This is a genomic window from Thiohalobacter sp. IOR34 (assembly GCF_030406045.1).
Lineage (GTDB): Bacteria > Pseudomonadota > Gammaproteobacteria > Thiohalobacterales > Thiohalobacteraceae.
The window spans coordinates 794,003-817,059 of sequence record NZ_CP128988.1 but is presented as its reverse complement, the minus strand read 5'-3'; the positions used below and the strand labels follow the sequence as shown (position 1 = coordinate 817,059).

At 67.0% G+C, this 23,057-nt stretch carries 21 protein-coding genes; 6 read left to right on the top strand and 15 right to left on the bottom strand.

What is annotated here, in order from left to right; genetic code table 11:
* Positions 1–12: 12 nt before the first annotated feature.
* The 8 genes from QVG61_RS03860 to QVG61_RS03825 form a co-directional block, all read right to left on the bottom strand.
* Positions 13–252, bottom strand: a complete 240-nt coding sequence (locus QVG61_RS03860) for a hypothetical protein (protein ID WP_289932010.1) — start codon at positions 250–252, stop codon at positions 13–15.
* A complete protein-coding gene (parC, locus tag QVG61_RS03855) occupies positions 249–2,495 on the bottom strand; it encodes a DNA topoisomerase IV subunit A (RefSeq protein WP_289932009.1) in 2,247 nt (748 codons plus the stop codon). The genes QVG61_RS03860 and parC overlap by 4 nt, the downstream gene beginning before the upstream one ends.
* Positions 2,496–3,254: 759 nt before the next feature.
* Positions 3,255–5,756, bottom strand: coding sequence for a PilZ domain-containing protein (locus QVG61_RS03850; protein WP_289932007.1), 2,502 nt, complete (start codon positions 5,754–5,756; stop codon positions 3,255–3,257).
* Between the two features lie 101 nt (positions 5,757–5,857).
* The gene (gene parE / locus QVG61_RS03845; RefSeq protein ID WP_289932006.1) at positions 5,858–7,744 is read right to left on the bottom strand and encodes a DNA topoisomerase IV subunit B; all 1,887 of its coding nucleotides are present in this window, start codon (positions 7,742–7,744) and stop codon (positions 5,858–5,860) included.
* Positions 7,745–7,793: 49 nt separating this feature from the next.
* On the bottom strand, positions 7,794–8,345 hold the full coding sequence (locus QVG61_RS03840) for a CNP1-like family protein (RefSeq protein ID WP_289932005.1): 552 nt from the start codon (positions 8,343–8,345) through the stop codon (positions 7,794–7,796).
* Between the two features lie 54 nt (positions 8,346–8,399).
* A complete protein-coding gene (locus QVG61_RS03835) occupies positions 8,400–8,981 on the bottom strand; it encodes a DUF3501 family protein (protein WP_289932004.1) in 582 nt (193 codons plus the stop codon).
* A 112-nt stretch (positions 8,982–9,093) separates the two neighbouring features.
* Positions 9,094–10,440, bottom strand: a complete 1,347-nt coding sequence (locus QVG61_RS03830) for a heterodisulfide reductase-related iron-sulfur binding cluster (protein ID WP_289932003.1) — start codon at positions 10,438–10,440, stop codon at positions 9,094–9,096.
* Between the two features lie 122 nt (positions 10,441–10,562).
* The gene (locus tag QVG61_RS03825) at positions 10,563–10,982 is read right to left on the bottom strand and encodes a rubrerythrin family protein (RefSeq protein ID WP_289932002.1); all 420 of its coding nucleotides are present in this window, start codon (positions 10,980–10,982) and stop codon (positions 10,563–10,565) included.
* Between the two features lie 210 nt (positions 10,983–11,192).
* Between QVG61_RS03825 and QVG61_RS03820 the strand changes: the two genes are divergently transcribed.
* The 5 genes from QVG61_RS03820 (at position 11,193) to folE2 (ending at position 16,086) form a co-directional block, all read left to right on the top strand.
* Entirely contained in the window at positions 11,193–11,429 is a 237-nt protein-coding gene (locus QVG61_RS03820) for an exodeoxyribonuclease VII small subunit (RefSeq protein WP_289932001.1), read from the top strand.
* Entirely contained in the window at positions 11,389–12,318 is a 930-nt protein-coding gene (gene ispA, locus QVG61_RS03815; RefSeq protein ID WP_289932000.1) for a (2E,6E)-farnesyl diphosphate synthase, read from the top strand. Before QVG61_RS03820 ends, ispA begins: the two co-directional genes overlap by 41 nt.
* Before the next feature lie 568 nt (positions 12,319–12,886).
* Positions 12,887–14,815 carry a 1-deoxy-D-xylulose-5-phosphate synthase gene (dxs, locus tag QVG61_RS03810; RefSeq protein ID WP_289932708.1) on the top strand — a complete coding sequence of 643 codons (1,929 nt, stop codon included), beginning with the start codon at positions 12,887–12,889 and terminating at the stop codon, positions 14,813–14,815.
* A 56-nt stretch (positions 14,816–14,871) separates the two neighbouring features.
* Positions 14,872–15,252 (top strand): 6-carboxytetrahydropterin synthase QueD, encoded by a 381-nt coding sequence (gene queD / locus QVG61_RS03805; protein ID WP_289931999.1) that lies wholly within the window; start codon positions 14,872–14,874, stop codon positions 15,250–15,252.
* Positions 15,253–15,258: 6 nt separating this feature from the next.
* Entirely contained in the window at positions 15,259–16,086 is an 828-nt protein-coding gene (gene folE2, locus QVG61_RS03800) for a GTP cyclohydrolase FolE2 (protein ID WP_289931998.1), read from the top strand.
* Positions 16,087–16,424: 338 nt separating this feature from the next.
* On the opposite strand, the gene QVG61_RS03795 is transcribed toward folE2, so the two are convergent.
* The 5 genes from QVG61_RS03795 to thiL form a co-directional block, all read right to left on the bottom strand.
* The gene (locus tag QVG61_RS03795; protein WP_289931997.1) at positions 16,425–16,946 is read right to left on the bottom strand and encodes a pentapeptide repeat-containing protein; all 522 of its coding nucleotides are present in this window, start codon (positions 16,944–16,946) and stop codon (positions 16,425–16,427) included.
* A gap of 146 nt (positions 16,947–17,092) precedes the next feature.
* Positions 17,093–17,305, bottom strand: coding sequence for a DUF2788 domain-containing protein (locus QVG61_RS03790; protein WP_289931996.1), 213 nt, complete (start codon positions 17,303–17,305; stop codon positions 17,093–17,095).
* A gap of 71 nt (positions 17,306–17,376) precedes the next feature.
* Positions 17,377–18,030, bottom strand: coding sequence for a retropepsin-like aspartic protease (locus QVG61_RS03785; protein WP_289931995.1), 654 nt, complete (start codon positions 18,028–18,030; stop codon positions 17,377–17,379).
* Positions 18,027–18,515, bottom strand: a complete 489-nt coding sequence (locus tag QVG61_RS03780; protein ID WP_289931994.1) for a phosphatidylglycerophosphatase A — start codon at positions 18,513–18,515, stop codon at positions 18,027–18,029. The genes QVG61_RS03785 and QVG61_RS03780 overlap by 4 nt, the downstream gene beginning before the upstream one ends.
* Positions 18,512–19,492 (bottom strand): thiamine-phosphate kinase, encoded by a 981-nt coding sequence (gene thiL / locus QVG61_RS03775; RefSeq protein ID WP_354671180.1) that lies wholly within the window; start codon positions 19,490–19,492, stop codon positions 18,512–18,514. Before thiL ends, QVG61_RS03780 begins: the two co-directional genes overlap by 4 nt.
* 107 nt (positions 19,493–19,599) lie before the next feature.
* Here thiL and QVG61_RS03770 point away from each other — a divergent pair, with 107 nt between their 5' ends.
* Positions 19,600–21,582, top strand: a complete 1,983-nt coding sequence (locus QVG61_RS03770; protein WP_289931993.1) for a bifunctional aldolase/short-chain dehydrogenase — start codon at positions 19,600–19,602, stop codon at positions 21,580–21,582.
* Positions 21,583–22,103: 521 nt separating this feature from the next.
* Here the strand turns inward: QVG61_RS03770 and nusB are convergent.
* Positions 22,104–22,541: a transcription antitermination factor NusB gene (nusB, locus tag QVG61_RS03765; RefSeq protein WP_289931992.1), complete on the bottom strand. Its 438-nt coding sequence runs from the start codon at positions 22,539–22,541 to the stop codon at positions 22,104–22,106.
* A gap of 13 nt (positions 22,542–22,554) precedes the next feature.
* On the bottom strand, positions 22,555–23,031 hold the full coding sequence (gene ribE / locus QVG61_RS03760; RefSeq protein ID WP_289931991.1) for a 6,7-dimethyl-8-ribityllumazine synthase: 477 nt from the start codon (positions 23,029–23,031) through the stop codon (positions 22,555–22,557).
* Positions 23,032–23,057 lie beyond the last annotated feature (26 nt).

Here is a 23,057-nt window from a genome sequence, read left to right as displayed (position 1 = left end):
CTGGATTCCCCCTCACCCCCCCTCTTCGACCTCGGCCTCGATCTTCTCCAGCACCTGGCTGGGACGGTCACCGGGCCGGTGAAACTCGAAATGACGCATCATCGCCTCATAGGCCAGATCGCGCTCCGCCTCGTCGCGGTACCAGCGCACCCATTCCCAGTGCTCGCCGAGCAGGTGCGCGGCACGCATGGGATCGTCCTCCGGCAGCCAGCCGCGGATACCGTATTTCTTCATCAGTCGCCCCCCCCTCATGCCGGCTCCAGCGCCGTGACCTTCTGGAAACCACGCGGCAACTTGCGACCACGCCGGCCGCGTTCCCCCAGATAGTCTTCCAGCTCGCTGCGTTTCAGGCGCAGGTGACGCTTGCCGGCCTGTACCAGCAGCTGCCCGCCCTCGGGCACCACCGCCACGCCGACCACGAATTCCTCGCGGGCGGCCACCTTCTTCGGCGGGATGCCGATGAACTTGTTGCCCTTGCCGCGAGCCATCTGCGGCAGCTCGCGAACCGGGAACACCAGCAGCTGACCGCTGTTGTTGGCGGCCGCCAGCCAGTCGCCCGGGTAGTCTGCCACCCGCCGCGGGGGCAGCACCCGGGCTCCGGCCGGCAGATTGAGCAGCGCCTTGCCGCCCTTGTTCTTGGCATAGAGGTCGCCGAGCCGGGCGACGAAGCCGTAACCGGCGTCGCTGGCGATCAGGTAGAGGTCCTCCGGGTCGCCGAGCATCACGCCGACGAAACTGGCCCCGTCCGGCGGGCTCAGGCGTCCGGTCAGCGGTTCGCCATGACCACGCGCCGAGGGCAGGCCGTGGGCCGGCAGCGAATAACTGCGCCCGGTCGAATCGATGAACACCACCAGCTGGTTGCTGCGCCCCGTGGCGCTGGCCAGATAGCTGTCGCCGGACTTGTAGGCCAGGGCCGCGGCGTCCACCTCGTGGCCCTTGGCGGCGCGCACCCAGCCCTTCTCCGAGAGCACCACGGTGATCGGCTCGCTGGGCAACAGCGCCGTCTCGTCCAGGGCCCGGGCCGCCTCACGCTCGACGATGGGCGAGCGCCGTTCATCCCCATAGCGTTCGGCATCGGCGACGATCTCCTTGCGGATCAGGGTCTTCAGCCGGCGCGCCGAACCGAGCAGCTTCTGCAGCTCGTCACGTTCCCGGGCCAGATCCTGCTGCTCGGCACGAATCTTCATCTCCTCCAGCCGCGCCAGTTGCCGCAACTTGGTATCGAGGATGTAGTCGGCCTGGGCCTCGCTCAGCTCGAAACGCTGCATCAACACCGGCTTCGGCTGATCCTCGCTGCGGATGATGGCAATCACCTCGTCGAGATTGAGGAAGGCCACCAGCAGCCCTTCCAGCAGATGCAGCCGCGCTTCCACCTTCTCCAGCCGGTACTGCAGGCGGCGGCGCACGGTGGCGGTACGGAACTGCAACCACTCGCTGAGGATCTGGCGCAGGTCCTTGACCTGCGGCCGGCCGTCGATGCCGATCAGGTTGAGATTGATGCGGTAGCTGCGCTCCAGATCGGTGGTGGCGAACAGATGTGACATCAGCGCCTCGACATCGACCCGGTTGGAACGCGGCACGATCACCAGCCGCGTGGGGTTCTCATGGTCGGACTCGTCACGCAGGTCCTCGACCATCGGCAGCTTCTTGGCGTGCATCTGCTGGGCGATCTGCTCCAGCACCCGGCTGCCCGGCACCTGATAGGGCAACGCGGTGATCACGATGTCGCCCTGTTCCAGCTCCCAGCGGGCGCGCATGCGCACCGAGCCGCCGCCGGTCTCATAGGCCTTGAGGATCTCCTCGCGCGGCGTGATGATCTCCGCCTCGGTGGGGAAATCCGGCCCCAGGACATGCTCGCAGAGCTCGGCCACCGTCGCCTTCGGCTGCTCCAGCAGGCGAACAACGGCGCTGGCCACCTCACGCAGATTGTGCGGCGGAATGTCGGTGGCCATGCCGACGGCGATGCCCGTGGCACCGTTCAGCAGCAGGTTGGGCAGGCGCGCCGGCAGCAGGGTCGGTTCCTCCAGGGTGCCGTCGAAATTCGGCGTCCAGTCGACCGTGCCCTGGCCCAGCTCGGCGAGCAGCACCTCGGCGTAGGGCGCCAGCCGCGCCTCGGTGTAGCGCATGGCGGCGAAGGACTTGGGATCGTCCGGCGAGCCCCAGTTGCCCTGGCCCTCGATCAGCGGATAACGGTAGGCGAAGGGCTGGGCCATGAGCACCATCGCCTCGTAGCAGGCGGAATCACCGTGGGGATGAAACTTGCCCAGCACGTCACCCACGGTGCGTGCCGATTTCTTGAATTTGGCGCTGGCCGAGAGGCCCAGCTCGGACATGGCGTAGACGATGCGCCGCTGCACCGGCTTGAGTCCGTCCCCGACATGCGGCAGGGCGCGGTCGAGGATGACGTACATCGAATAATCCAGGTAGGCCTTCTCGGTGAAGGCCTTGAGGGGCAACTGCTCGATGCCCTCGTAGTTCATGCTGTCGTTGCGCATCCAGATTCATCCTGCGGACCGCAACCGGGCCCGCGTGCTGCAAGGGTGGAAGGGGCGCGCGGCGGACTGGCCGCGAGCTGCCGGCGCCTATTAACCCGGCAAGGGTCTACATTATATTCAGCGCTTTGGATTCGTGTCGGATCAAGGCGCGGTGCGCAGGCAAGGGCCATTCCCTTGGCAAGCGCCGCAACACCGAGCCGGCGCGAATCCAAAGCGCCCAAGCTCTCGAAGAGTAAATAAAGTTGGGCCACAGCCAGCGCTCCCACAGCTGCGTTGGCCAGGCTGGCCGCAGAATGACTGCGGCGGCGCCTGTCCGCCTTGCTGTGGGAGCGCTGGCTGTGGCTGAATGCAATGTAGACCCTTGCCGGGTTAATACTTTACCGCAAAGCCCGGCGACGGCGAACAGGAAGGAGCGGGGCCCCGGCCGGCGGGCGGCAGGCTACTACCGCCTAGCCCGGATATTGCACCAAGCCGGTCCGCATGATCGGCATGCAGGCTGGCAAATGGGTCGGGAACTCGTAACCCGGCTTTGTGCCTGTTCGGTCGACTCCGGGCATTGCCCGCCGTGGATCCCCCCAATCGCGGCCTGGAGGCCGCTCCTACGGGGCATGGCGGCACAATGTGTTGCCGTAGGAGCGGTCTCCAGGCCGCGATCGAGGCGCAAACGGTAACCCGCCCGGAGGGCCTTTGATGGCCATGGCATCTTTGGATTACAGCTCGAACCCCATTCATGCCGGCCCCCTTGGTGCAATATCCGGGCTAGCCGAGAGCGCGGCGGGCAAGCAACTGGTCGCTGACGTCGATCAGTTCACCGCAGCCGACGATGGACAGCAGCTGTTCCTGCAGCCGTGCCACCCGATGGCGAGACTGGCTGCGGATCGGTTCCAGGCTGTTGTCCAGCTCGACCCGGTTCAGTTCCTCGCTGTAGCTGAGCAGCAGCTTGAGGAAGCGGAATTCACCCGAGGCCGCGGCCTCGACCAGGAACAGCTCGCGCTCACCCTCGGAATCGAAATCCAGCTCGGTGGCGGTATGCAGCCGGCATTCACCGCTCTGTGGGTCGACCGCCTTGTAACAGTAGACCTCCAGTTCGACATGCGGCGGACGGGCATGCTCTGCCTGGGCCTGGCGTGCCATCTTGCCGATCTGCTGATAGAGGGCGAGGATCAGCCTCGAGTCCGACAGCCAGCTGAAGTCGTGGCTGCCGTCCGGCAAACGGAAGAACTCGGCCAGCGGCGACGATGCCTCGGGCAGCGCCACCCGATGCAGGCAACCGCCCCCCTCCTCTTCGCGGACGATATAGAAGGGAATGACCGGCAGGTTGCAGACCATGATCCGCTCGAAACAGCGCGCCTGGGCCGCATTCAGGGTATCGCGCATGTCCAGCGTCAGCTTGCTCTTGTTCTTGGTGATCACCTCGACGAAGAAGTCGTCGATCTTCTTCTCGTCCCGGTTGCGGATGCGTTCCAGGCGCAGGATCACCGGCCGGCCCCGCTCCAGACCCACGGCCCGGTAGGGCACCGCCATCAGGTTGAGGCTGGGGCGCTTCTTCTGCAGACTGACCAGCGCCACCTTGATCTCGCTGCCAGCCTTGAGAGGCAGCGCCTTGTCCAGGCGGATGGCGAGGCCACGGGTCGAGATGTCCCGGGTGCTGGCCTTGTGGCGGCTGCCGTCGACGATCACCTCGACCGCCGTCTCTGCCAGATAACGCCCTTCGCGCCGCTGTTCGACATAGGCCAGGGGAACCAGCTCGGGCTCCAGCAGCGCGGCATCGACCGACTCGCTGGCCTCGAGCCCCGGCAGCAGGCGCCGCTCGTGCCCGACCCAGCAGTGCAAGCCCTGCTGCAGATCGCTGTCCTCCACCGTGGCGGGAATCATGGCCTGCACCTGATCGGTGACGTCGACGGCCAGCACCAGGGCATTGAGCGCCTGGATGCGCGCCTGCAGGGCCTGGGCCTCGTCCTCGGCATGTTCCCGCAGGCGTTCGGTGACCAGATCGAGGTAGCGCGGATCCGGCGCGCGGAACGGCAGGGTGCCGGGCATCAGCTTGAGAATGCGACAACCGGCGTGGGTCAGCGTCAGGCGCAGGAAGCGGATGAAGTCCTCCGCGCGCTCGAACTCGCAATCGGCCGCCGAATGGACACGCAGGCCGTCCGTCTCCTTCTCCCGGTACAGGGCGATCAGCACGGACTGCCCGCGGGCACAAGGCGCCAGGCGATGCGGCAGGGCCAGCGACGACAGATCGTGCCCGCCCCTGGGTCGGCGGAAGAAGTCGAGCAGATGCCGATTGCCGTCGCTGCTACCCACCGCCTGCAGCCGCGGCGCCTCGGGCGTGCCGGCGAGAAACAGCGGCAGCAGACCACTGTTCGCCACATGGATCCGCTCGTACCAGCCAGCGGCCACCGTCAGCAGATCATCCTCCGCATCCAGCCGGTACTTGCGCTTGAAGCGTTCCACCAGGTCAGCGATGAAGGGCGAGAAGGACGCAGGGGCCTGCGCCTCGATCAGCCGCAGACACAGCAGGTGATCGGCACCCTTTTGCTCGGAACGGACCACCTCGTAGGCCAGGTCACTCAGACCGATCTCGGGGTGCTGTTCCTGGAGCGCGGGGAAACTCAGCTGCAGACGCTGTCCCGGCTGGAAGCCGAACACGCCCTTGAACTGGGCGCGGAGACCCGTGACCGAGATGTCCCGGCTGTTGCCGGAAAAGGCATGTCCCTCCGCCTCCACCCGCAGCTCGGTGACGTACTGGAGGCGCGCGGCGCGACGCTTGTGGAAATAGCCGAGACTGACCCGCTGCGGATTGAAGCGGCGGCTGGCCACCTCGGCCGTGGCCTCCTCGGTCCCGTCCTCGCCCGGCGCGCTGCGTCGCATCCCCGGGTAGCCGCTTCCTGGCGACTCGACCTGGCGCGCCTTGAGCTCCGCCTCGCGGATCGCCTTGTTGGTGTGCTGGCCGTTGACGATGGCCTCGTAGGTGCCGACGGTGAAGACACCGCCATTCTCATTGACGCCGCGCTGATAGATGCCGTAGGAGATGTCGTCGAGGTAGAAGACCCGGTCATCGAGCAGATAGCGCTGGCACTCGCCCGGCACCTTGCCACGCATGTCGATGGTCTCGAAGCAGGGACGGCGGATGCGCTTCTCCTCCATCTTGCGCAGGAAGCGACCGGTCTCCGAATCCTCGGTCACCAGCTCGGTGACCAGCGTCTTCTCCCGCGCCCCCACACTCAGGCTCTTGTAATGCTTGACCAGGATCTTCGCCATACGACAGCACCCCCAGCTCACTGTCCAGACAAGAAGTTGATATATGACTGATTTATATAGTTTTAATCATGCAAATACCCTTCGGCGTGCAAGGGCATCGATCATATATCGGCCAGGTCGCCGTTTTTCTCCAGCCAGGCGCGGCGATCGGCGACCCGCTTGCGGGCCAGCAGCATATCCATCAGCTGGTCGGTGGCGTCGCCAGGTTCGAGGGTGAGTTGCACCAGGCGGCGGGTGTCGGGATTGATGGTGGTCTCACGCAGCTGCATGGGATTCATCTCGCCAAGCCCCTTGAAGCGCTGCACATTGACCTTGCCGCGGATCTTCTCGGCGGCGATGCGGTCCAGCACACCCTCCTTCTCGGCGTCGTCCAGGGCATAGAACACCTGCTTGCCGACGTCGATCCGGTACAGCGGGGGCATGGCGACATAGACATGGCCGGCCTCGACCAGTGGCCGGAAGTGACGCAGGAACAGGGCGCACAGCAGGGTGGCGATGTGCGCGCCGTCGGAATCCGCGTCGGCGAGGATGCAGATCTTGCCGTAGCGCAGGCCGTCGAGACGCGCGGAACCGGGGTCGACGCCGATGGCGATGCTGATGTCGTGCACCTCCTGCGAGGCCAGCACCTCGGCGGAATCCACCTCCCAGGTGTTCAGGATCTTGCCACGCAGTGGCATGATGGCCTGGAACTCGCGGTCCCGCGCCTGCTTGGCGGAACCACCGGCCGAATCGCCCTCGACCAGAAACAGCTCGGTGCGCCTGGGATCGCTGGAGGCGCAGTCGGCCAGCTTGCCGGGCAGCGCCGGCCCGCTGGTGACCTTCTTGCGCACCACCTTCTTGCCGGCCCGCATGCGGCTCTGTGCGGCCTGGATCGCCAGCAGCGCGATCCGTTCGCCGGCCTCGGTGTGCTGGTTGAGCCACAGACTGAAGGCATCCTTGACCACACCGGAGACGAAGGCCGCACATTCGCGTGACGACAACCGTTCCTTGGTCTGGCCGCTGAACTGCGGGTCGGCCAGCTTCACCGAGAGGATGTAGCTGCAGCGATCCCAGACGTCGTCAGGGGTGATGCGCACGCCGCGCGGCAGCAGGCTGCGGAACTCGCAGAACTCGCGGATCGCCTCGGTCAGGCCGGTGCGCAGGCCGTTGACGTGGGTGCCACCCTGGGCAGTGGGGATCAGGTTGACGTAGCTCTCGGCGACCGGCTCGCCGCCCTCCGGCAGCCAGACCACGGCCCACTCGGCGGCCTCGTGGTTGCCGCTGAAGTCACCGGTGAAGGGCTGTTCGGGCAGGGTCTCGGCACCGTTCAGTGCCTCCAGCAGGTAGTCGCGCAGGCCCGCCTGATACAGCCATTCGACACGCTCGCCGCTGGCCTCGTCGTGGAAGCGCACCCGCAGGCCGGGACAGAGTACCGCCTTGGCGCGCAGCACGTGCTTCAGCCGCGGCACGGAGAACTTCGGCGAATCGAAATACCTGGGGTCCGGCCAGAAACGCAACCGGGTACCGGTGTTCTGGCGGCCGACGCTGCCGACGACCTCCAGATCGGAGACCTTCTCGCCGTTGGCGAAGGCCATGTTGTATTCCTTGCCGCCGCGCCGCACCCAGAGTTCCAGGTGACGGGACAGGGCATTGACCACCGACACGCCGACGCCGTGCAAGCCGCCGGAGAACTGGTAGTTCTTGCTGGAGAACTTGCCGCCGGCATGCAGCCGGGTGAGGATCACCTCCACGCCCGGCACCCCCTGCTCGGGGTGGATGTCGACCGGCATGCCGCGGCCGTCGTCGCGCACCTCGAGCGAACCGTCCTTGTACAGCGTCACCTCGATCAGCCTGGCGTGGCCGGCGATGGCCTCGTCGACGCTGTTGTCGATCACCTCCTGGGCCAGGTGATTGGGTCGGCTGGTGTCAGTGTACATCCCCGGGCGCTTGCGCACCGGGTCGAGGCCGCTCAGAACCTCGATGGAAGAGGCATCGTAGTCACTGCTCATGATGGGCTCTGGTCAGGGATCGTGGTCATTCGACAGCGGCAAGCCGGCGCTACAACAGGAGTTCGGCCTCGCCGTATCTCAGCCGCCGCAGGATCTCGCGGCGCTGCGGCAGGCTGCCGTCGATGTTGCACAGATGGGAGAACAGCAGACGTCGGTAGCGCATGCTGCCGTTGCCGCCGAGCGCTTGCCACTGCGGATCGGACAGGGGGTGCCAGCTGCCGCTGCTGCCATAGGCATAGGTCTTGAGCTGGCGGCCGTCACAGCGGATGCCCTCGTAGAAGACGTTGCTGGCCCCGCTGGGGGAACGCAGCACCAGCGTGTAACGCACCACGCCGTCCTTGCCCGGCTCGATCGAGGCGGGATCGACCAGCATCTCCAGGGCAGCGCCCGGAAGCTGCGACTTCAGGCGCAGCAGCCTGTCGGCGTCGGGGTAGGGAGGCAGGCTGTGCGCCTGCTCCTGCCAGGCAGGCAGCGGCTCCGGGCTGCCCCACTCCGGGCCGTCCTCGCCGGCGACCAGCGGCCCCTGCCAGGCGAGCAACAGGGTGCACAGCAGGGCGGCACGGTGGATGATGACAGATGGCGGGATGGCGGCATTCCTCATGGCTCGAATCGGCTGCATTCTATAGCAGCCGCCGGCGTTCGGCCACGGCGGGGGTCAATCCAGATCCGCCAGCAATGCCTCACGCACCTCGGGATCGACATCCACCTGATGGGTATAGGCCGGATGCCCGATGCCGGCACGCAGCGCCGCCCCCTGGCGCAGCGCGGCGACCCGCTCAGGTCCCAGTTCGAAACGCAGGAAGTGGACCGCCGAGGTCTTGTCCTCGGTCTCCCGTTCCAGATCCTCGTTGGCGATGGCATGGACCGGATCGAAGCCCTCCACCTGAACCCAGACGTGACGTTCGATACCGCGCAGCTCGATCAGCCTGCGACGCCGTTCCTCGGCATCGGGCACCTCGATCATGAAGGTCGCCTTCCAGTTGCTGCCATCGGGAATCAGCGGATTGTAGGCCGCCAGTTCCTCCTCGATGGCCTCGGCCTCGAAGATGCGCTCGATGCGCAGCATCTCCTGCACCTGGTACTGCATGGTCAGGCGGTCCTCGAAATACAGGCTGGCCAGGGGGCCGATGGGCAGCACCCGCTGTTTCTTGTGCTCAAGCACCCGCGCCCTGAACTCGGGCCGCAGTTCGGCATACTCTTCCAGGCTGTACAGGTCCTCTCGACTCAACTTGCGCATGACTGGGTTTCACCTTGAATGATATCGATCCACACAGGGACAAAAAGGGCCAACGCCACAGCCGCCAGCCCAAACACCGGCTTTTCACGGCCATCTGCAGGCCGCGGACGGCTCAGATGCCATAGGCCAGGCGCAGCAGGCGCAGCGGATGCTCCGGCGCCCGGCCGTCGGCCAGGCCGTTCTCGATCTGGTGGCCGGCCATCGGGCAGTCGCTGCCATAGTGATCGGCCGCGGCCTGCTCGACGCGCTTGACCACCGGCCGACCGATCTTCATCGAGATCTCGTGGAACTCGCGCTTCACCGCATAGGTGCCGTCGTGCCCGGAACAGCGCTCGATGGGGTGCACCCGGGTATCGGGGATCAGCTCCAGCAGCTCGCGGGTCTTGAGGCCGATGTTCTGCACCCGCAGGTGACAGGCCACGTGATAGGCGACGGTGCCGAGCGGCTGCGCAAAGTCGGTCTTCAGCAGACCGTCACGGTGACGCAGCATCAGGTATTCGAAGGGATCGTAGACGTGTGCCCGCACCCGGGCCACATCGGCGTCGTCGGGGAACATCAGCGGCAGTTCCTGCTTGAACATCAGCACGCAGGAGGGCACCGGGGCGACGATATCCCAACCCTCCTCGATCAGCGCCAGCAACTGCGGGATGTTCGCCGCCTTGGCCTCGGCCACGGCCTCCAGGTCACCCAGCTCCAGCTTGGGCATGCCACAGCAGCGCTCCTTGCCGACCAGGCGCAGCGGAATGTCGTTGTGCTCGAACACGGCGATCAGGTCCTCACCGATGTCCGGCTCGTTGTAGTTGCCATAGCAGGTGGCGAACAGCGCCACCTTGCCGCGGGTCGGTCCCGCGGGGCGCGGCTCCACCGCCCTGGGCTGGCGATCGCCGGCCCGCCGGTAGAGGGTGCGGCTCTGATAGGGCGGCAACTTGGCCCTGGCATGCACCCCGATCGCCGTCTCCATCAGGTCGCGCACCGGTTCCAGACGGTTGGCGAGATTCACCATCTGGGCCACCACCGGGATGCCGGCCAGCCGGCCGACGGTGTCGGTGGCGCTGAGCAGACGGTCGCGTGGCCGGGCACCCTGCTGACGGAAGCGCACCGCCTTGGCACGCAGCATCAGGTGCGGGAAATCGATGTTCCATTCGTGAGGCGGCACATAGGGGCACTTGGTCGCGAAACACATGTCGCAGAGGTAACAGTGGTCGACCACCTGCCAGTAGACCTCGCGCGGCACGCCATCGAGCTCCATGGTGTCCGACTCGTCGATGGCGTCGAACAGGGTGGGGAAGGCATGACACAGATTGAAACAGCGACGGCAGCCATGGCAGATGTCGAACACCCGTTCCAGCTCGGCGAACAGATCCTGCTCGTCGTAGAAGTCCGCCTCCTGCCAGTTCAGCGGGTGCCGGGTAGGCGCCTCCAGACTGCCCTCGCGCTTGCCTTCGGTAGGTGCTGACATGCTGCCTCCTCCTGCTACCAGGGGCCTGTTAACAGGCCCTAAGATGATCGACACTGCGCCGAAACAGAAAGGGCCGGCACAGCGCCGACCCCTTCCGTCCGTTCAGACCCTGAAGCCGGCGTTCAGTCGTCCAGCGTATCCAGTGCCTTCTGGAAACGGTTGGCGTGCGAGCGCTCGGCCTTGGCCAGGGTCTCGAACCAGTCGGCGATCTCGTCGAAACCCTCATCGCGGGCCGTCTTGGCCATGCCCGGGTACATGTCGGTGTACTCGTGGGTCTCGCCGGCGATGGCCGCCTTCAGGTTGTCGGCGGTGCTGCCGATCGGCAGGCCGGTGGCCGGGTCACCGACGGCCTCCAGGTATTCCAGGTGGCCATGGGCATGACCGGTCTCGCCTTCCGCGGTGGAGCGGAACACGGCGGCCACGTCATTGTAGCCTTCCACGTCGGCCTTGGTGGCGAAATAGAGATAGCGCCGGTTGGCCTGGGACTCGCCCGCGAATGCGGCCTTCAGATTCTCTTCGGTCTTGCTGCCTTTCAGTTCCATAACTGGCTTCCTCCGGATAGGGTTGAGACCGGGGGCGGACCACCGCCCACCCCCAAATTAGACTCAGTCTAAAACTGGGGCATCGACTCTAAACAGGCCGACACGACCTGTCAAGTGGCATGCCGTCACGCACGCCGCCGCGTTGACCCTATACCTCCGGCACGCTACCGTAAAGCGCTTGTACCTTTACCAACACAGGAAACCCGCCGCGTGCCCCGCAAAAAGTCCCCGCCGGATTTCGAGAAGACCCTCGCCGAACTGGAGGCGCTGGTCGAGAAGATGGAACAGGGCGACATGAGCCTGGAGGAGTCGCTCAAGTCCTTCGAACGCGGCATCCAGCTCACCCGCAGCTGCCAGCAGGCCCTGCAGGCCGCCGAGCAGAAAGTGGAACAACTCCTCGAAGACCATGGCGAACCCGAAGCCTTCGACAACCCCGACGCCGGCTGAGCCCGGCCTGCAGGCCTTCCTGGACGAGGCACGCGCGCGGATCGAGGCGGCGCTGCAACGCTGGCTGCCGGCGGCGGCCACCCATCCCCAGCGGCTTCACGAGGCGATGCGCTATGCCACGCTGGACGGCGGCAAGCGCATCCGGCCAGTGCTGGTCTACGCCAGCGGTCGGGCCGTGGGTGCCGCCCCCGGCGTGCTCGACGTGCCCGCCGCCGCGCTGGAATGCATCCACGCCTACTCCCTGATCCACGACGATCTGCCGGCGATGGACGACGACGAGCTGCGCCGCGGCCGGCCGACCTGCCACCGGGCCTTCGGTGAGGCCGAGGCGATCCTCGCCGGCGATGCCCTGCAGACCCTGGCCTTCGACATCCTGGCGCGGCGCGGCGAGGCGTTGCCCCCCGCAACCCGGCTGCGCATGATCGAGCTGCTGGCGCGCAGCGCCGGCTCGCGCGGCATGGTCGGCGGCCAGGCCATCGACCTGGCCTCGGTCGGCCAGACGCTGACCCTCGCCGAGCTGGAAGACATGCACATCCACAAGACCGGGGCGCTGATCCGTGCCGGGGTGGTGATGGGTGCCCTGTGCCGGCCGGACGTGGCCGAGGACAGCCTCCAGCACCTCGATCATTATGCCAAGTGCATCGGACTGGCCTTCCAGATCCAGGACGACATCCTCGACGTGGAGGGCGACACCGCCACCCTGGGCAAGACCGCCGGCGCCGACCAGTCCCTGGACAAGCCCACCTATCCCGCCCTGCTCGGCCTGGACGGCGCACGCAGCCGCGCCCGGGAACTGGTCGACGATGCCCTGCACAGCCTGCGCGAATTCGATGCCACAGCCGATCCGCTGCGCGGCATCGCCCGCTACATCGTCGAGCGCAATCACTAGCGGATATTGCAACAAGGCGGCCCGCTGATCGGCGTGCAGACTGGCAAATGGGTCGGGAACCCGTAACCCGGCTTTGTGCCTGTTCGATTGACCCCGGGCACTGCCCGCCGTGGATCCCCCGATCGCGGCCTGGAGACCGCTCCTACGACAACATATTGTGCCGCCATGCTCCGTAGGAGCGGCCTCCCGGCCGCGATGGGGGTTGCCACCAAAATCGCGGCGTGGACGCCGCTCCTACAGGGTAGGGCGGAACCTCTTGTTTTGTAGGAGCGGTCTCCAGGCCGCGATCGAGGCGCAAGGGGTACCCGCCATCCTGCCACCCCGGCCCACGGAGCCTGCCACAAACCGTACCCCGCCGTGAGGAGCCATTTGCGAGCCTCCCGGCCTTGTATGTCAGCCTGCACTCCGATCATGCGGGCCGCCTTGGTGCAATATCAGGGCTAGCCCGAGTCATCACCCAGCGACTGTGACGGCGGGAGATCGAGGACAGGCCCCCCCCTGCCGGGGCCGGCCTTGAATAGCGGCAGCCCAAGCGGGATAATTCTTTGCTTTGAGCGACCTTTCCCGCATGAGCGACAGCGCCTACCCCCTGCTGGAACGCATTGATTCGCCTGCCGATTTGCGCACCCTGCCCCCGCAGCGGCTGCCCGAGCTGGCCCGCGAGCTGCGCGCCTTCCTGATCGAATCGGTCAGCCGCACCGGCGGGCATCTCGCCGCCGGCCTCGGCACCGTGGAGCTGACGCTCGCCCTGCACTACGTCTACGACACGCCGGAGGACCGGCTGGTGTGGGATGTCGGTCACCAGAGCTACCCGCACAAGATCCTCACCGGACGCCGCCGGCAGATGGCCAGCCTGCGCCAGAAGGGCGGCCTGTCCGGCTTCCCGAAACGCGACGAGAGCCCCTACGACAGCTTTGGCGTCGGCCACTCCAGCACCTCGATCAGCGCCGCCACCGGCATGGCCCTGGCCGCCGCGCGCAGCGGCGAGCGGCGACGCGTGGTGGCGATCATCGGCGATGGCGCCATGACCGCCGGCCAGGCCTTCGAGGCGCTGAACCACGCCGGCGACGCAGACGCCGACCTGCTGGTGATCCTCAACGACAACGAGATGTCGATCTCGCCCAATGTCGGCGCCCTGTCGAACTATTTCGGCCGGCTGCTGGCCGGACGCATGTATTCGACCATGCGCGAGGGCGGCAAGCGGGTGCTGAAGAATCTGCCGCCGGTGGCCGAGCTGGCACGCCGCGCCGAGGAACACATGAAGGGCATGGTGGTCCCCGGCACCCTGTTCGAGGAACTGGGTTTCAACTACCTCGGTCCGATCGATGGCCACGACCTGCCGATGCTGATCCGCACCCTGGAGAACGTGCGCGGCCTGCACGGCCCGCGTCTGCTGCACGTGGTGACCCGCAAGGGCAAGGGCTACCCGCCGGCCGAGGCCAGCCCCTGCGCCTTCCACGGCGTCGGCCGCTTCGACCCGCACAGCGGCAAGGTCGAGGCAGGCAGCAGCAGCGGACCGAGTTACACCCGGATATTCGGCGACTGGATCTGCGACATGGCCGAGGCCGACCCGCAACTGGTCGCCATCACCCCGGCGATGCGCGAGGGCTCCGGCCTGGTGGAATTCTCCGAGCGCTACCCCGAGCGCTATTTCGACGTCGGCATCGCCGAGCAGCACAGTGTCACCTTTGCAGCCGGCCTGGCCTGCGAGGGGTTTCGCCCGGTGGTCGCCATCTACTCCACCTTCCTGCAGCGCGCCTACGACCAGCTGATCCACGACGTGGCACTGCAGAACCTGCCGGTGACCTTCGCCATCGACCGCGCCGGCCTGGTCGGCCCGGATGGCCCCACCCACGCCGGCAGCTTCGACCTCAGCTATCTGCGCTGCGTCCCCAATCTGCTGCTGATGGCCCCCTCTGACGAGAACGAATGCCGGCAGATGCTGTACACCGCCCATCGCCACGAGGGACCGGCCGCGGTACGCTACCCGCGTGGCACGGGGCCCGGCGCCAGCGTGCAGCGCGAGATGCAGGATCTGCCGATCGGCCGGGCCGAACTGCGGCGCCGCGGCCGGCACGTCGCCCTGCTCGCCTTCGGCAGCCTGCTCGCCGCAGCCCTGGAGGCCGGTGAACGTCTGGATGCCACCGTGGTCAACATGCGCTTCGTCAAGCCACTGGACGAGGCGATGATCCGTGAGCTGGCGGCTGAGCACGGGCTGCTGGTCACCCTGGAGGAAAACGTGGTCGCTGGCGGAGCCGGGGCCGGCGTCGGCGAATGCCTGGCCGCGGCCGGTCTGCAGCCGGCCCTGCTCAATCTCGGCCTGCCCGACGGCTTCGTCGAACAGGGCAGCCGCGAGGAACTGCTCGCCGACTGCGGGCTGGATGTGGCTGGCATCTGCGCGGTCATAAACCGGCGGCTGGGTGGCGGAAATTGCGCAGCCGGGGACGATCGCTTAGTCTCGCAGCCCGCCTCTTTCAGCAAAGCGGATGCCAGTTAGATGAAAGCCCCTTGTGCAACCGGCCAGCCGTTCCCCTGGCCCTCCGGGAGGCGCAGATGAGCGCCTGCTACACCCTGCGGGTCCTGACCGAGTTCGCCGCAGCCCATACCCTGCGCGGCTACCCGGGCGCCTGTGCGCGCATGCACGGCCACAACTGGAAGGTCGAGGTCGAGGTCGAGGCACGCCAGCTGGACGAGATCGGCATGGGACTGGACTTCAAGCTCATCAAGCGGTCCGCCAATGACATCGCCGGGCGGCTCGACCATCAGTACCTGAACGAGCTGCCGCCCTTCGACGCAACCAACCCGACCGCGGAGAACATCGCGGCCTATTTCTATCGCGAACTGGCGCAGATCCTGAACGACGACCGCGTCAGGGTCCGCTCGGTGACCCTGTGGGAAACGGACCGCGCCTGCGTTCGCTATACAGAGGATTGATCTGCCATGAGCCAGCCCAAGCCCGGCAGCGAGACCGGCTGCTGCCCTATCGCCGATGTCCAGAGCAGCGCCGACACGCGCCAGATCGCCATCGACAAGGTGGGTATCAAGGACATCCGCCATCCGGTGCGGATCAGCGACCGCTCCGACGGCGAGCAGCACACCGTCGCCACCTTCAACATGTACGTCAACCTGCCACACAACTTCAAGGGCACGCACATGTCACGCTTCGTGGAGATCCTCAATCGCCACGAGAAGGAGATCACCGTCGACTCCTTCAAGGAGATGCTCGGCGAGATGACCGAGCTGCTGGAGGCCGAGGCCGGCCACATCGAGATGAACTTCCCCTATTTCGTCAACAAGACGGCGCCGGTGTCCGGGGTGCAGAGTCTGATGGACTATGACGTGACCTTCATCGGCGAGATCCGCGATGGCCGGCCGCAGATGAACATCAAGATCGTGGTGCCGGTGACCAGCCTCTGCCCCTGCTCGAAGAAGATCTCGGACTACGGCGCCCACAACCAGCGCTCGCACGTCACCATCAACGTCCGCACCCGCGGCTTCATCTGGATCGAAGAGCTGATCGAGATGGTCGAGCAGGAGGCGTCCTGCGAACTCTACGGGCTGCTCAAGCGGCCGGACGAGAAGGCGGTCACCGAACGCGCCTACGACAACCCCAAGTTCGTGGAGGACATGGTGCGCGACGTGGCCGCCCGGCTCAACCAGGACGAGCGAGTCGCGGCCTATGTGGTGGAGTCGGAGAACTTCGAGTCCATCCACAACCACTCGGCCTACGCCATGATCGTGCACGACAAGGAGGCCGAGGCCGGCTGAGCCCGACAGCAGAAGCATAGCCGTAGCCATGGTTCAAGGGGGATCGACCAACCTGCTTTGCCAGCTCCGCCCTGAGCATCGAATCCTTGGCGCAATATCCGGGCCAGGGCTTTAACACCACACCAATCGCGGCCTGGAGGCCGCTCCTACCGTGGTGCCGCCATGCCCCGTAGGAGCGGCCTCCAGGCCGCGATCCCCCGGCGGGTCAAGGCACGCCATCATCCGGGGTCCTGACGCAATATCCGGGCTGGCAGCCCGTCGGACTCGGGGCTGATCTACTGCGCGGGTGGGAGAGCGAGCACGACCGCCCAAATCCGGCAGACTCCAGCCCCCCAGCGCTACAGGCACTCCCCGACCGAACCCGGCGCACAGGTGCGGCCATCGACCCAGGTGGCGTTGTCCAGCTTCGCCTTGAGCAGGATGGCGCCATCGATGTTGGCGCCGCGCAGGTTGGCATCACTCAGGTCGGCATCCAGCAGATTGGCATGGCGCAGGTTGGCCAGCATCAGATTGGCCCCTTGCAGGTTGACACCGTGCATGTGCGCTCCCTCCAGATTGGCCAGCATCAGGTCCACACCCTTGAGATTCGCCAGCTGCAGGATGACCCGTGCCAGGTTGGCGCCACGCAGGTTGGCGCCGTCCAGCCGCATGGAGGCCATGGAGGCGTCATGCATGTCCACGCCGGGTGCCTGGGCACCGACACGGACGGCCCAGGAGCACTGCGCCTCCGGCTCGAACTTGCAGAGGGTGTTGACGTCCTTGAGGATCTCCAGATCGTCCGTCCAGGCGCCGGCCGGCGCCGCAAGAGCGGCCAGTACCACGGCGGAAACCGCCGCCACTGCCTTCGAAAACTTGTTCATGCACCCCCTCCTCCCTCCCGCAGCACGCCGACGGCCACTGCGGGACAGGTTGAATCTGAATCAAAGAATGGCCCCGACTGGAGACCTGTCCTTTTCTGACATTTCCGGCGTCAAAACGCCTTGATCTGCGTCAACCCTGACGGGGATCAACCGACATTCTGTTGAAGAAACAGCTTGATGACGAACTTGATGGAAAAGCCCAGGACACCGACCATCAGGCCGAGGAAGAGCACGAACATGCCGAAGCGGCCGGCCTTGGAGTCCTTGCCCAGGCGGTAGACGATGAAGACCATGTAGAGGATCAACAGGACGAGCCCGAACGGCAGGCCGTATTCCGTCAGCTGTTGGTCGGTGATCATCGCTGTCCCACATCTCGCGCCAGGGTGGCCGCGGTGCGGCCCGGCGGGGCATTATAGCAGCTCGTGCAGACTCAGTACCTGCGGCGCAACACCAGGCGTTCGCCGTCGTTCTCCATCTGCAGGCGGCGCAGGAAGGACATGCCCAGCAGGGTGAGTGGCGGATTCGGCCCGTCCAGCACCACCGCCGACACGTTGCGCAGCTCGATGCCGCCGAGCCGGACCCGATCCAGCCGCACCCGGTAGGCCAGCTCCGGACGGGAAGCCGTCATCACCCGGCCGCGTTCCCCCTCGACCCGGAAGTCGATCCCCAGACGCCGCGCCTGCACGGCACTCAGGGTGACGAAGGTGGCACCGGTATCGACCAGCAGATCGACCGGCATGCCGTTGATGCTGCCGACGGTGCGGAACATGCCGTGGGTGTCACGCCAGACGACCACCTCGGCCCCGCCCGCGGCTGCGGCGCCGGCACCACCGACGGCCCGGGCCCGGGCACCGAGTGGCACCCGCTGCTCGCGGCCATCGATCCGCAGCAGGGCACCGGCCGTGTCGGTGGCCAGCAGGCGGATACCCTCCGGTGTCGACTCCCCCACCCGCAGCAGATGCTTCACCCCGTCGACACGGAGCATGGCCCGTTCACCGAACAGCGCCAGCACCTCGATGTCGGCGGCGGGGAGGCTCCTGGCCAGGGCCAGGAGGAGAACGGCAGCGACCGGACGCCAGCTCATACCAGCCCCCCGTATCCCAAACCGTAGATCACCACCGCGGCGAAGGCCCCGGCCAGCAGATCGTCGAGCATGATACCCAGCCCGCCGCCCAGCCGCCGGTCGAGAAAGCGGATCGGCCAGGGCTTCCAGATGTCGAACAGCCGGAACAGACCGAAGCCGAGCAGCAGCCAGATCCAGCCGGCCGGTGCCCAGGCCATGGTCAGCAGGAAACCGGCAAACTCGTCCCAGACGATGGCCGGGTGGTCGTGCACGCCGAGGGCCCGTGCGGTACGGCCGCACAGCCAGATGCCGAGCAGCGAGAGCAGCAGAAGCAGACCGAGGTACAGCGACAGCGACAGCTGACTGCCCAGCCACCAGAGGGGGATCGCCGCCAGGGTGCCGAAGGTGCCCGGAGCGACCGGTGCCAGGCCGCTGCCGAAGCCGAGCGCCAGCAGATGGCCGGGGTCGCGCAGCAGGCGCGGCGGCACGGGCGGATGCCGCTTCACCCGCCCTCTCCTTCGAAGTGCCGCCAGCCCAGGCTGCGTGGCTGCCAGGCACTTCCGTCTGCACGCCGGCAACGCAGGCCGGGCTCGGCGACGATGCGGCCGATGGCAGTCAGGGGCAGCGCCTCGCGGGCAAAGGCCTCGCAGACCGCGGCGATCCGCGCCTCGGGCACGGTGACACAGAGTTCGAAGTCGTCGCCCGCCGACAGCGGCAGCTCGAACCAGTCGTCGCTGTCCGCCTTCACCAGCTCGCAGAAGGCCGGCGAGCGCGGCAGGCAGTCGACCTCCAGCTCGGCCCCGACGCCACCGGCATCGAGCAGATGCTGCAGATCGGCCAGCAGGCCATCCGAGACATCGATGCCGGCCGAGGCCTGGCCATGCAGCAGCCGGCCCTGCGCGAGGCGTGGGGCTGGATAGCGGAGGCGGTCGAGGCAGTAACGAACGGCCGCCTCCGGGCCCTGCAGCTCACCGCGCGCCGCACGCAGGCCGAGGCCGGCATCGCCCAGGCTGCCGGTGACCAGGATCCGGTCACCCGGCCGGGCCCCGTCGCGACGCAGCGGTGTGGCGTCCACGAAGCCATGCGCCTGCACGGTGACGGTCAGCGGGCCACGGGTGGTGTCGCCACCGACCAGGCAGACGCCATGGCGCTCCGCCAGGCGAAAGAAGCCGGCGGCAAAGGCGTCCAGCCAGGCCGGCTCGGCCCGTGGCAGGGTCAGGGCCAGGGTGGCCCAGGCCGGCTCGGCAGCCATCGCCGCCAGATCGCTGAGATTGACCGCCAAGGCCTTGTAACCGATCGCCTCCGGGGGCGTATCCGGCGGGAAGTGCACCCCCTCCACCAGGGTATCGATGGCCGCCGCCAGCGACCGTCCCGACGGAACATCGAGCAGCGCGGCGTCGTCACCGATGCCGAGTCGCACGTCGCCGCGCGCGCAGGGCGCATCGAAGTAGCGTTCGATGAGGGAAAACTCGTCCAGGGGCATGACGCGAGTATCCGGCCTCGGGGGGGCGGAGTCCAGACCACCCGCCCCGCAGCGGGTCATGCCCTCGTATACAATGGCCTTCCTCATCCAGACTCCGGGGGACGCCGATGAAGAACCGATGGAACGATGCCGAAGCCGCCGCACTGGGCGGCGATCCGTTGAAACTGCGGGTCTACAGCTCGCGCCTGCTGGGCCAGGATCCGGACCTGGTGCTGCACGGCGGCGGCAACACCTCGGTCAAGATCGAGCAGCCCGACTTCTTCGGCGAGCCACAGTCCCTGCTCTATGTGAAGGGCAGCGGCTGGGATCTGGCCAGCATCGAGGCCGCCGGCTTTCCCGCGGTGAAGATGGACGTGCTGCTGAAGATGGCCCGGCTCGAAAGCCTCAGCGACAGTGAGATGGTGCGCCTGCAGCGTACCGCGATGATCGACCCCGGTGCCCCCAACCCCTCGGTGGAGGCCATCCTCCATGCCCTGATCCCCTTCACCTTCGTCGACCACACCCACGCCGATGCCGTGGTCACCCTGAGCAACACCCCGGACGGCGAGGCCTTGCTGCGGGAACTCTATGGCGAACGGGTGCTGATCCTGCCCTACGTGATGCCCGGCTTCGTCCTCGCCCGCGACGTCTACCTGCGCACCCGCGACCTCGACTGGTCGCAGTACGAGGGCATCATCCTGCTGCATCACGGTGTTTTCAGCTTCGGCGACGACGCCAGAACCAGCTACCAGCGCATGATCGACATCGTCGACCGGGCCGAGGCCCATATCCGTGAGCGGGGCGCCGAACTCGAGCTGCCGCCGACGCCACCACCAGCCATCGACGAGGACCACCTGCTGCAGCTGGCGGCCATCCGCCGGCGGGTCTCGAAGCTCCGTGGCCAGGCCTGCCTGGGACAGCTCTCCGACGCCCCCCTGTCACTCCATTTCTCGCGCCAGGCACGGCTGCGGGAGATCGCCAGCCAGGGGCCGCTGACACCGGACCACGTCATCCGCACCAAGCGCACGCCGGCGCTGCTGGACGAGGATCCGCTCGCCGCCATCGACGCCTTCGCCGAGGACTACCGGCGCTATTTCGAACGCCACCGTAGCGAAGGGCTGAGCTGTCTCGACCCGGCACCCCGCTGGGCGGTCTGGCCGGGGGCCGGCAGCCTGCAGTTCGGGGTCAGCGCCAGCGAGCTCGGCATCATCGCCGACATCAACCGGCATACCATGAAGAGCATCCTCCAGGCGGAAAGACTGGGCGGTTGGCGGGCTCTGCCGGAGAAGGACATCTTCGACATGGAATACTGGGAACTCGAACAGGCCAAGCTGAAGAAGGACCGCCGCTCACCTCCGCTGCAGGGACGGATCGCCCTGGTCACGGGGGCGGCCAGCGGCATCGGCAAGGCCTGCGTGGAAACCCTGATCGATCAGGGCGCGGTGGTGGCCGCGCTGGATATCGACCCGGATATCGAAAGCCTGTTCACCACGGACGCGGTGCTCGGCCTGCGCTGCGACGTCACCGACAGTGCACAGATCCGCGCCGCGCTGCGCCGCCTGGTCAGCCACTTCGGCGGCCTCGACATCCTGGTCAGCAATGCCGGCACCTTCCCGCTGAGCGCGCGTATCGAGGAACTCGATGAGGCCGCCTGGGACAGAAGCATGGCGATCAACCTCACCAGCCACCAGCGGGTGCTCTCCGCCTGCATCCCCTTCCTCAAGCTCGGCCTGGAGCCGGCCGTGGTCTTCATCGCCTCCAAGAACGTCCCGGCACCCGGTCCGGGCGCCTCCAGCTATTCCGTGGCCAAGGCCGGCATGACCCAGCTCGCCCGGGTGGCCGCGCTGGAACTGGCCGGTGACGGCATCCGTGTCAACGTCCTGCATCCGGACGCCGTCTTCGACACCGCCATCTGGACCGAGGAGGTGCTGGAGAAGCGCGCCCGCCACTACGGACTCAGCGTGGAAGAATACAAGACCAAGAACCTGCTGAAGACCGAGATCCGCTCGCGGGACGTGGCCGAACTGGCCTGCGCCCTGGCCGGACCGCTGTTCGCCAAGACCACCGGCGCGCAGATCCCGATCGACGGGGGGAATGACAGGGTGATCTAGGGCCTGTCATGATCGCGGCCGGGAGACCGCTCCTACACCAACCGCCGTGCCCCGTAGGAGCGGCGTCCACGCCGCGATTCCGGCGGCAATCCCATCGCGGCCGGGAGACCGCCCCCACACCAACCGCCATGCCCCGTAGGAGCGGCGTCCACGCCGCGATTCCGGCGGCAATCCCATCGCGGCCGGGAGGCCGCCCCCACACCAACCGCCATGCCCCGTAGGAGCGGCGTCCACGCCGCGATTCCGGCGGCAATCCCATCGCGGCCGGGAGACCGCTCCTACGCCAACCGCCATGCCCCGTAGGAGCGGCGTCCACGCCGCGATTCAGGCGGCAACCCCCATCGCGGCCGGGAGACCGCCCCACACCAACCGCCGTGCCCTGTAGGAGCGGCGTCCACGCCGCGATCGTGGCGGCAATCCCATCGCGGCCCGAAGGCCGCTCCTACACCAAATTACGTCGCCATGCCCCGTAGGAGCGGCCTCCAGGCCGCGATCTGCCGGGGCTGTCGAACCATATGGATTCACTGCTCGGCGCTGCGCAGCCTCCGGGCCAGCTTGTCGAGCACGCCGTTGACATAGGTGTGCGCCTGCTCGGCGCCGAATTTCTTGGTCAGGGCCACGGCCTCGTTGAGCACCACCCGGTAGGGCACGTCCAGACGGCTCCGCAGTTCGTAGGCGGCCAGCCGCAACACGGCCTTCTCCACCGGATCGATCTCCTTCAGCGGCCGGTCGAGGTCGGCCTCGAACAGGGCATCCAGTTCCTCTACAGCGTCGGTGACACCGCGCACCAGCGCCTCGAAGTAGTCGCGGTCGACACCACGAAACTCGTCATCGGACTCGAACTGGCGGACCAGTTCGGTCGGCTCGGTGGCGCTCAGCTGCCACTGGTAGAGGGCCTGCATGGCGAGGCGCCGGGCCCGGTTGCGCGCCGCAGGCGACGGCTTGTGCGAGGCACGCATCACGGACACCGTTTCAGGACCCCAGACCACGCAGCAGGTTGACCATCTCGATTGCCGACATGGCGGCCTCGACGCCCTTGTTGCCGGCCTTGGTGCCGGCACGCTCGATGGCCTGCTCGATGGAATCGACCGTCAGCACGCCGAAGGCGACCGGAATGTCGTGCTGCATGCTGACCTGGGCCAGGCCCTTGGTGCATTCGCCGGCGACATACTCGAAATGCGGCGTGCCGCCACGGATCACGGCGCCGAGGGCGATGATGGCATCGTACTGCCTGCTGGCGGCCAGGCGCTGCGCGGCCAGCGGCATCTCGAAGGCGCCGGGCACGCGAATGACGTGCAGATCCTTGTCCTCCGCGCCATGCCGCTTCAGGGCATCGACGGCGCCGTCCAGCAGGCTCTCCACCACGAAGCTGTTGAAACGCGCCACCAGCAGCGCAAAGCGGGTGTCCTTGACGGTCAGCTTGCCTTCGAATTCGGTCATCTTGCTCATGATTCAGGTTCCTTGGAAATCTAGAT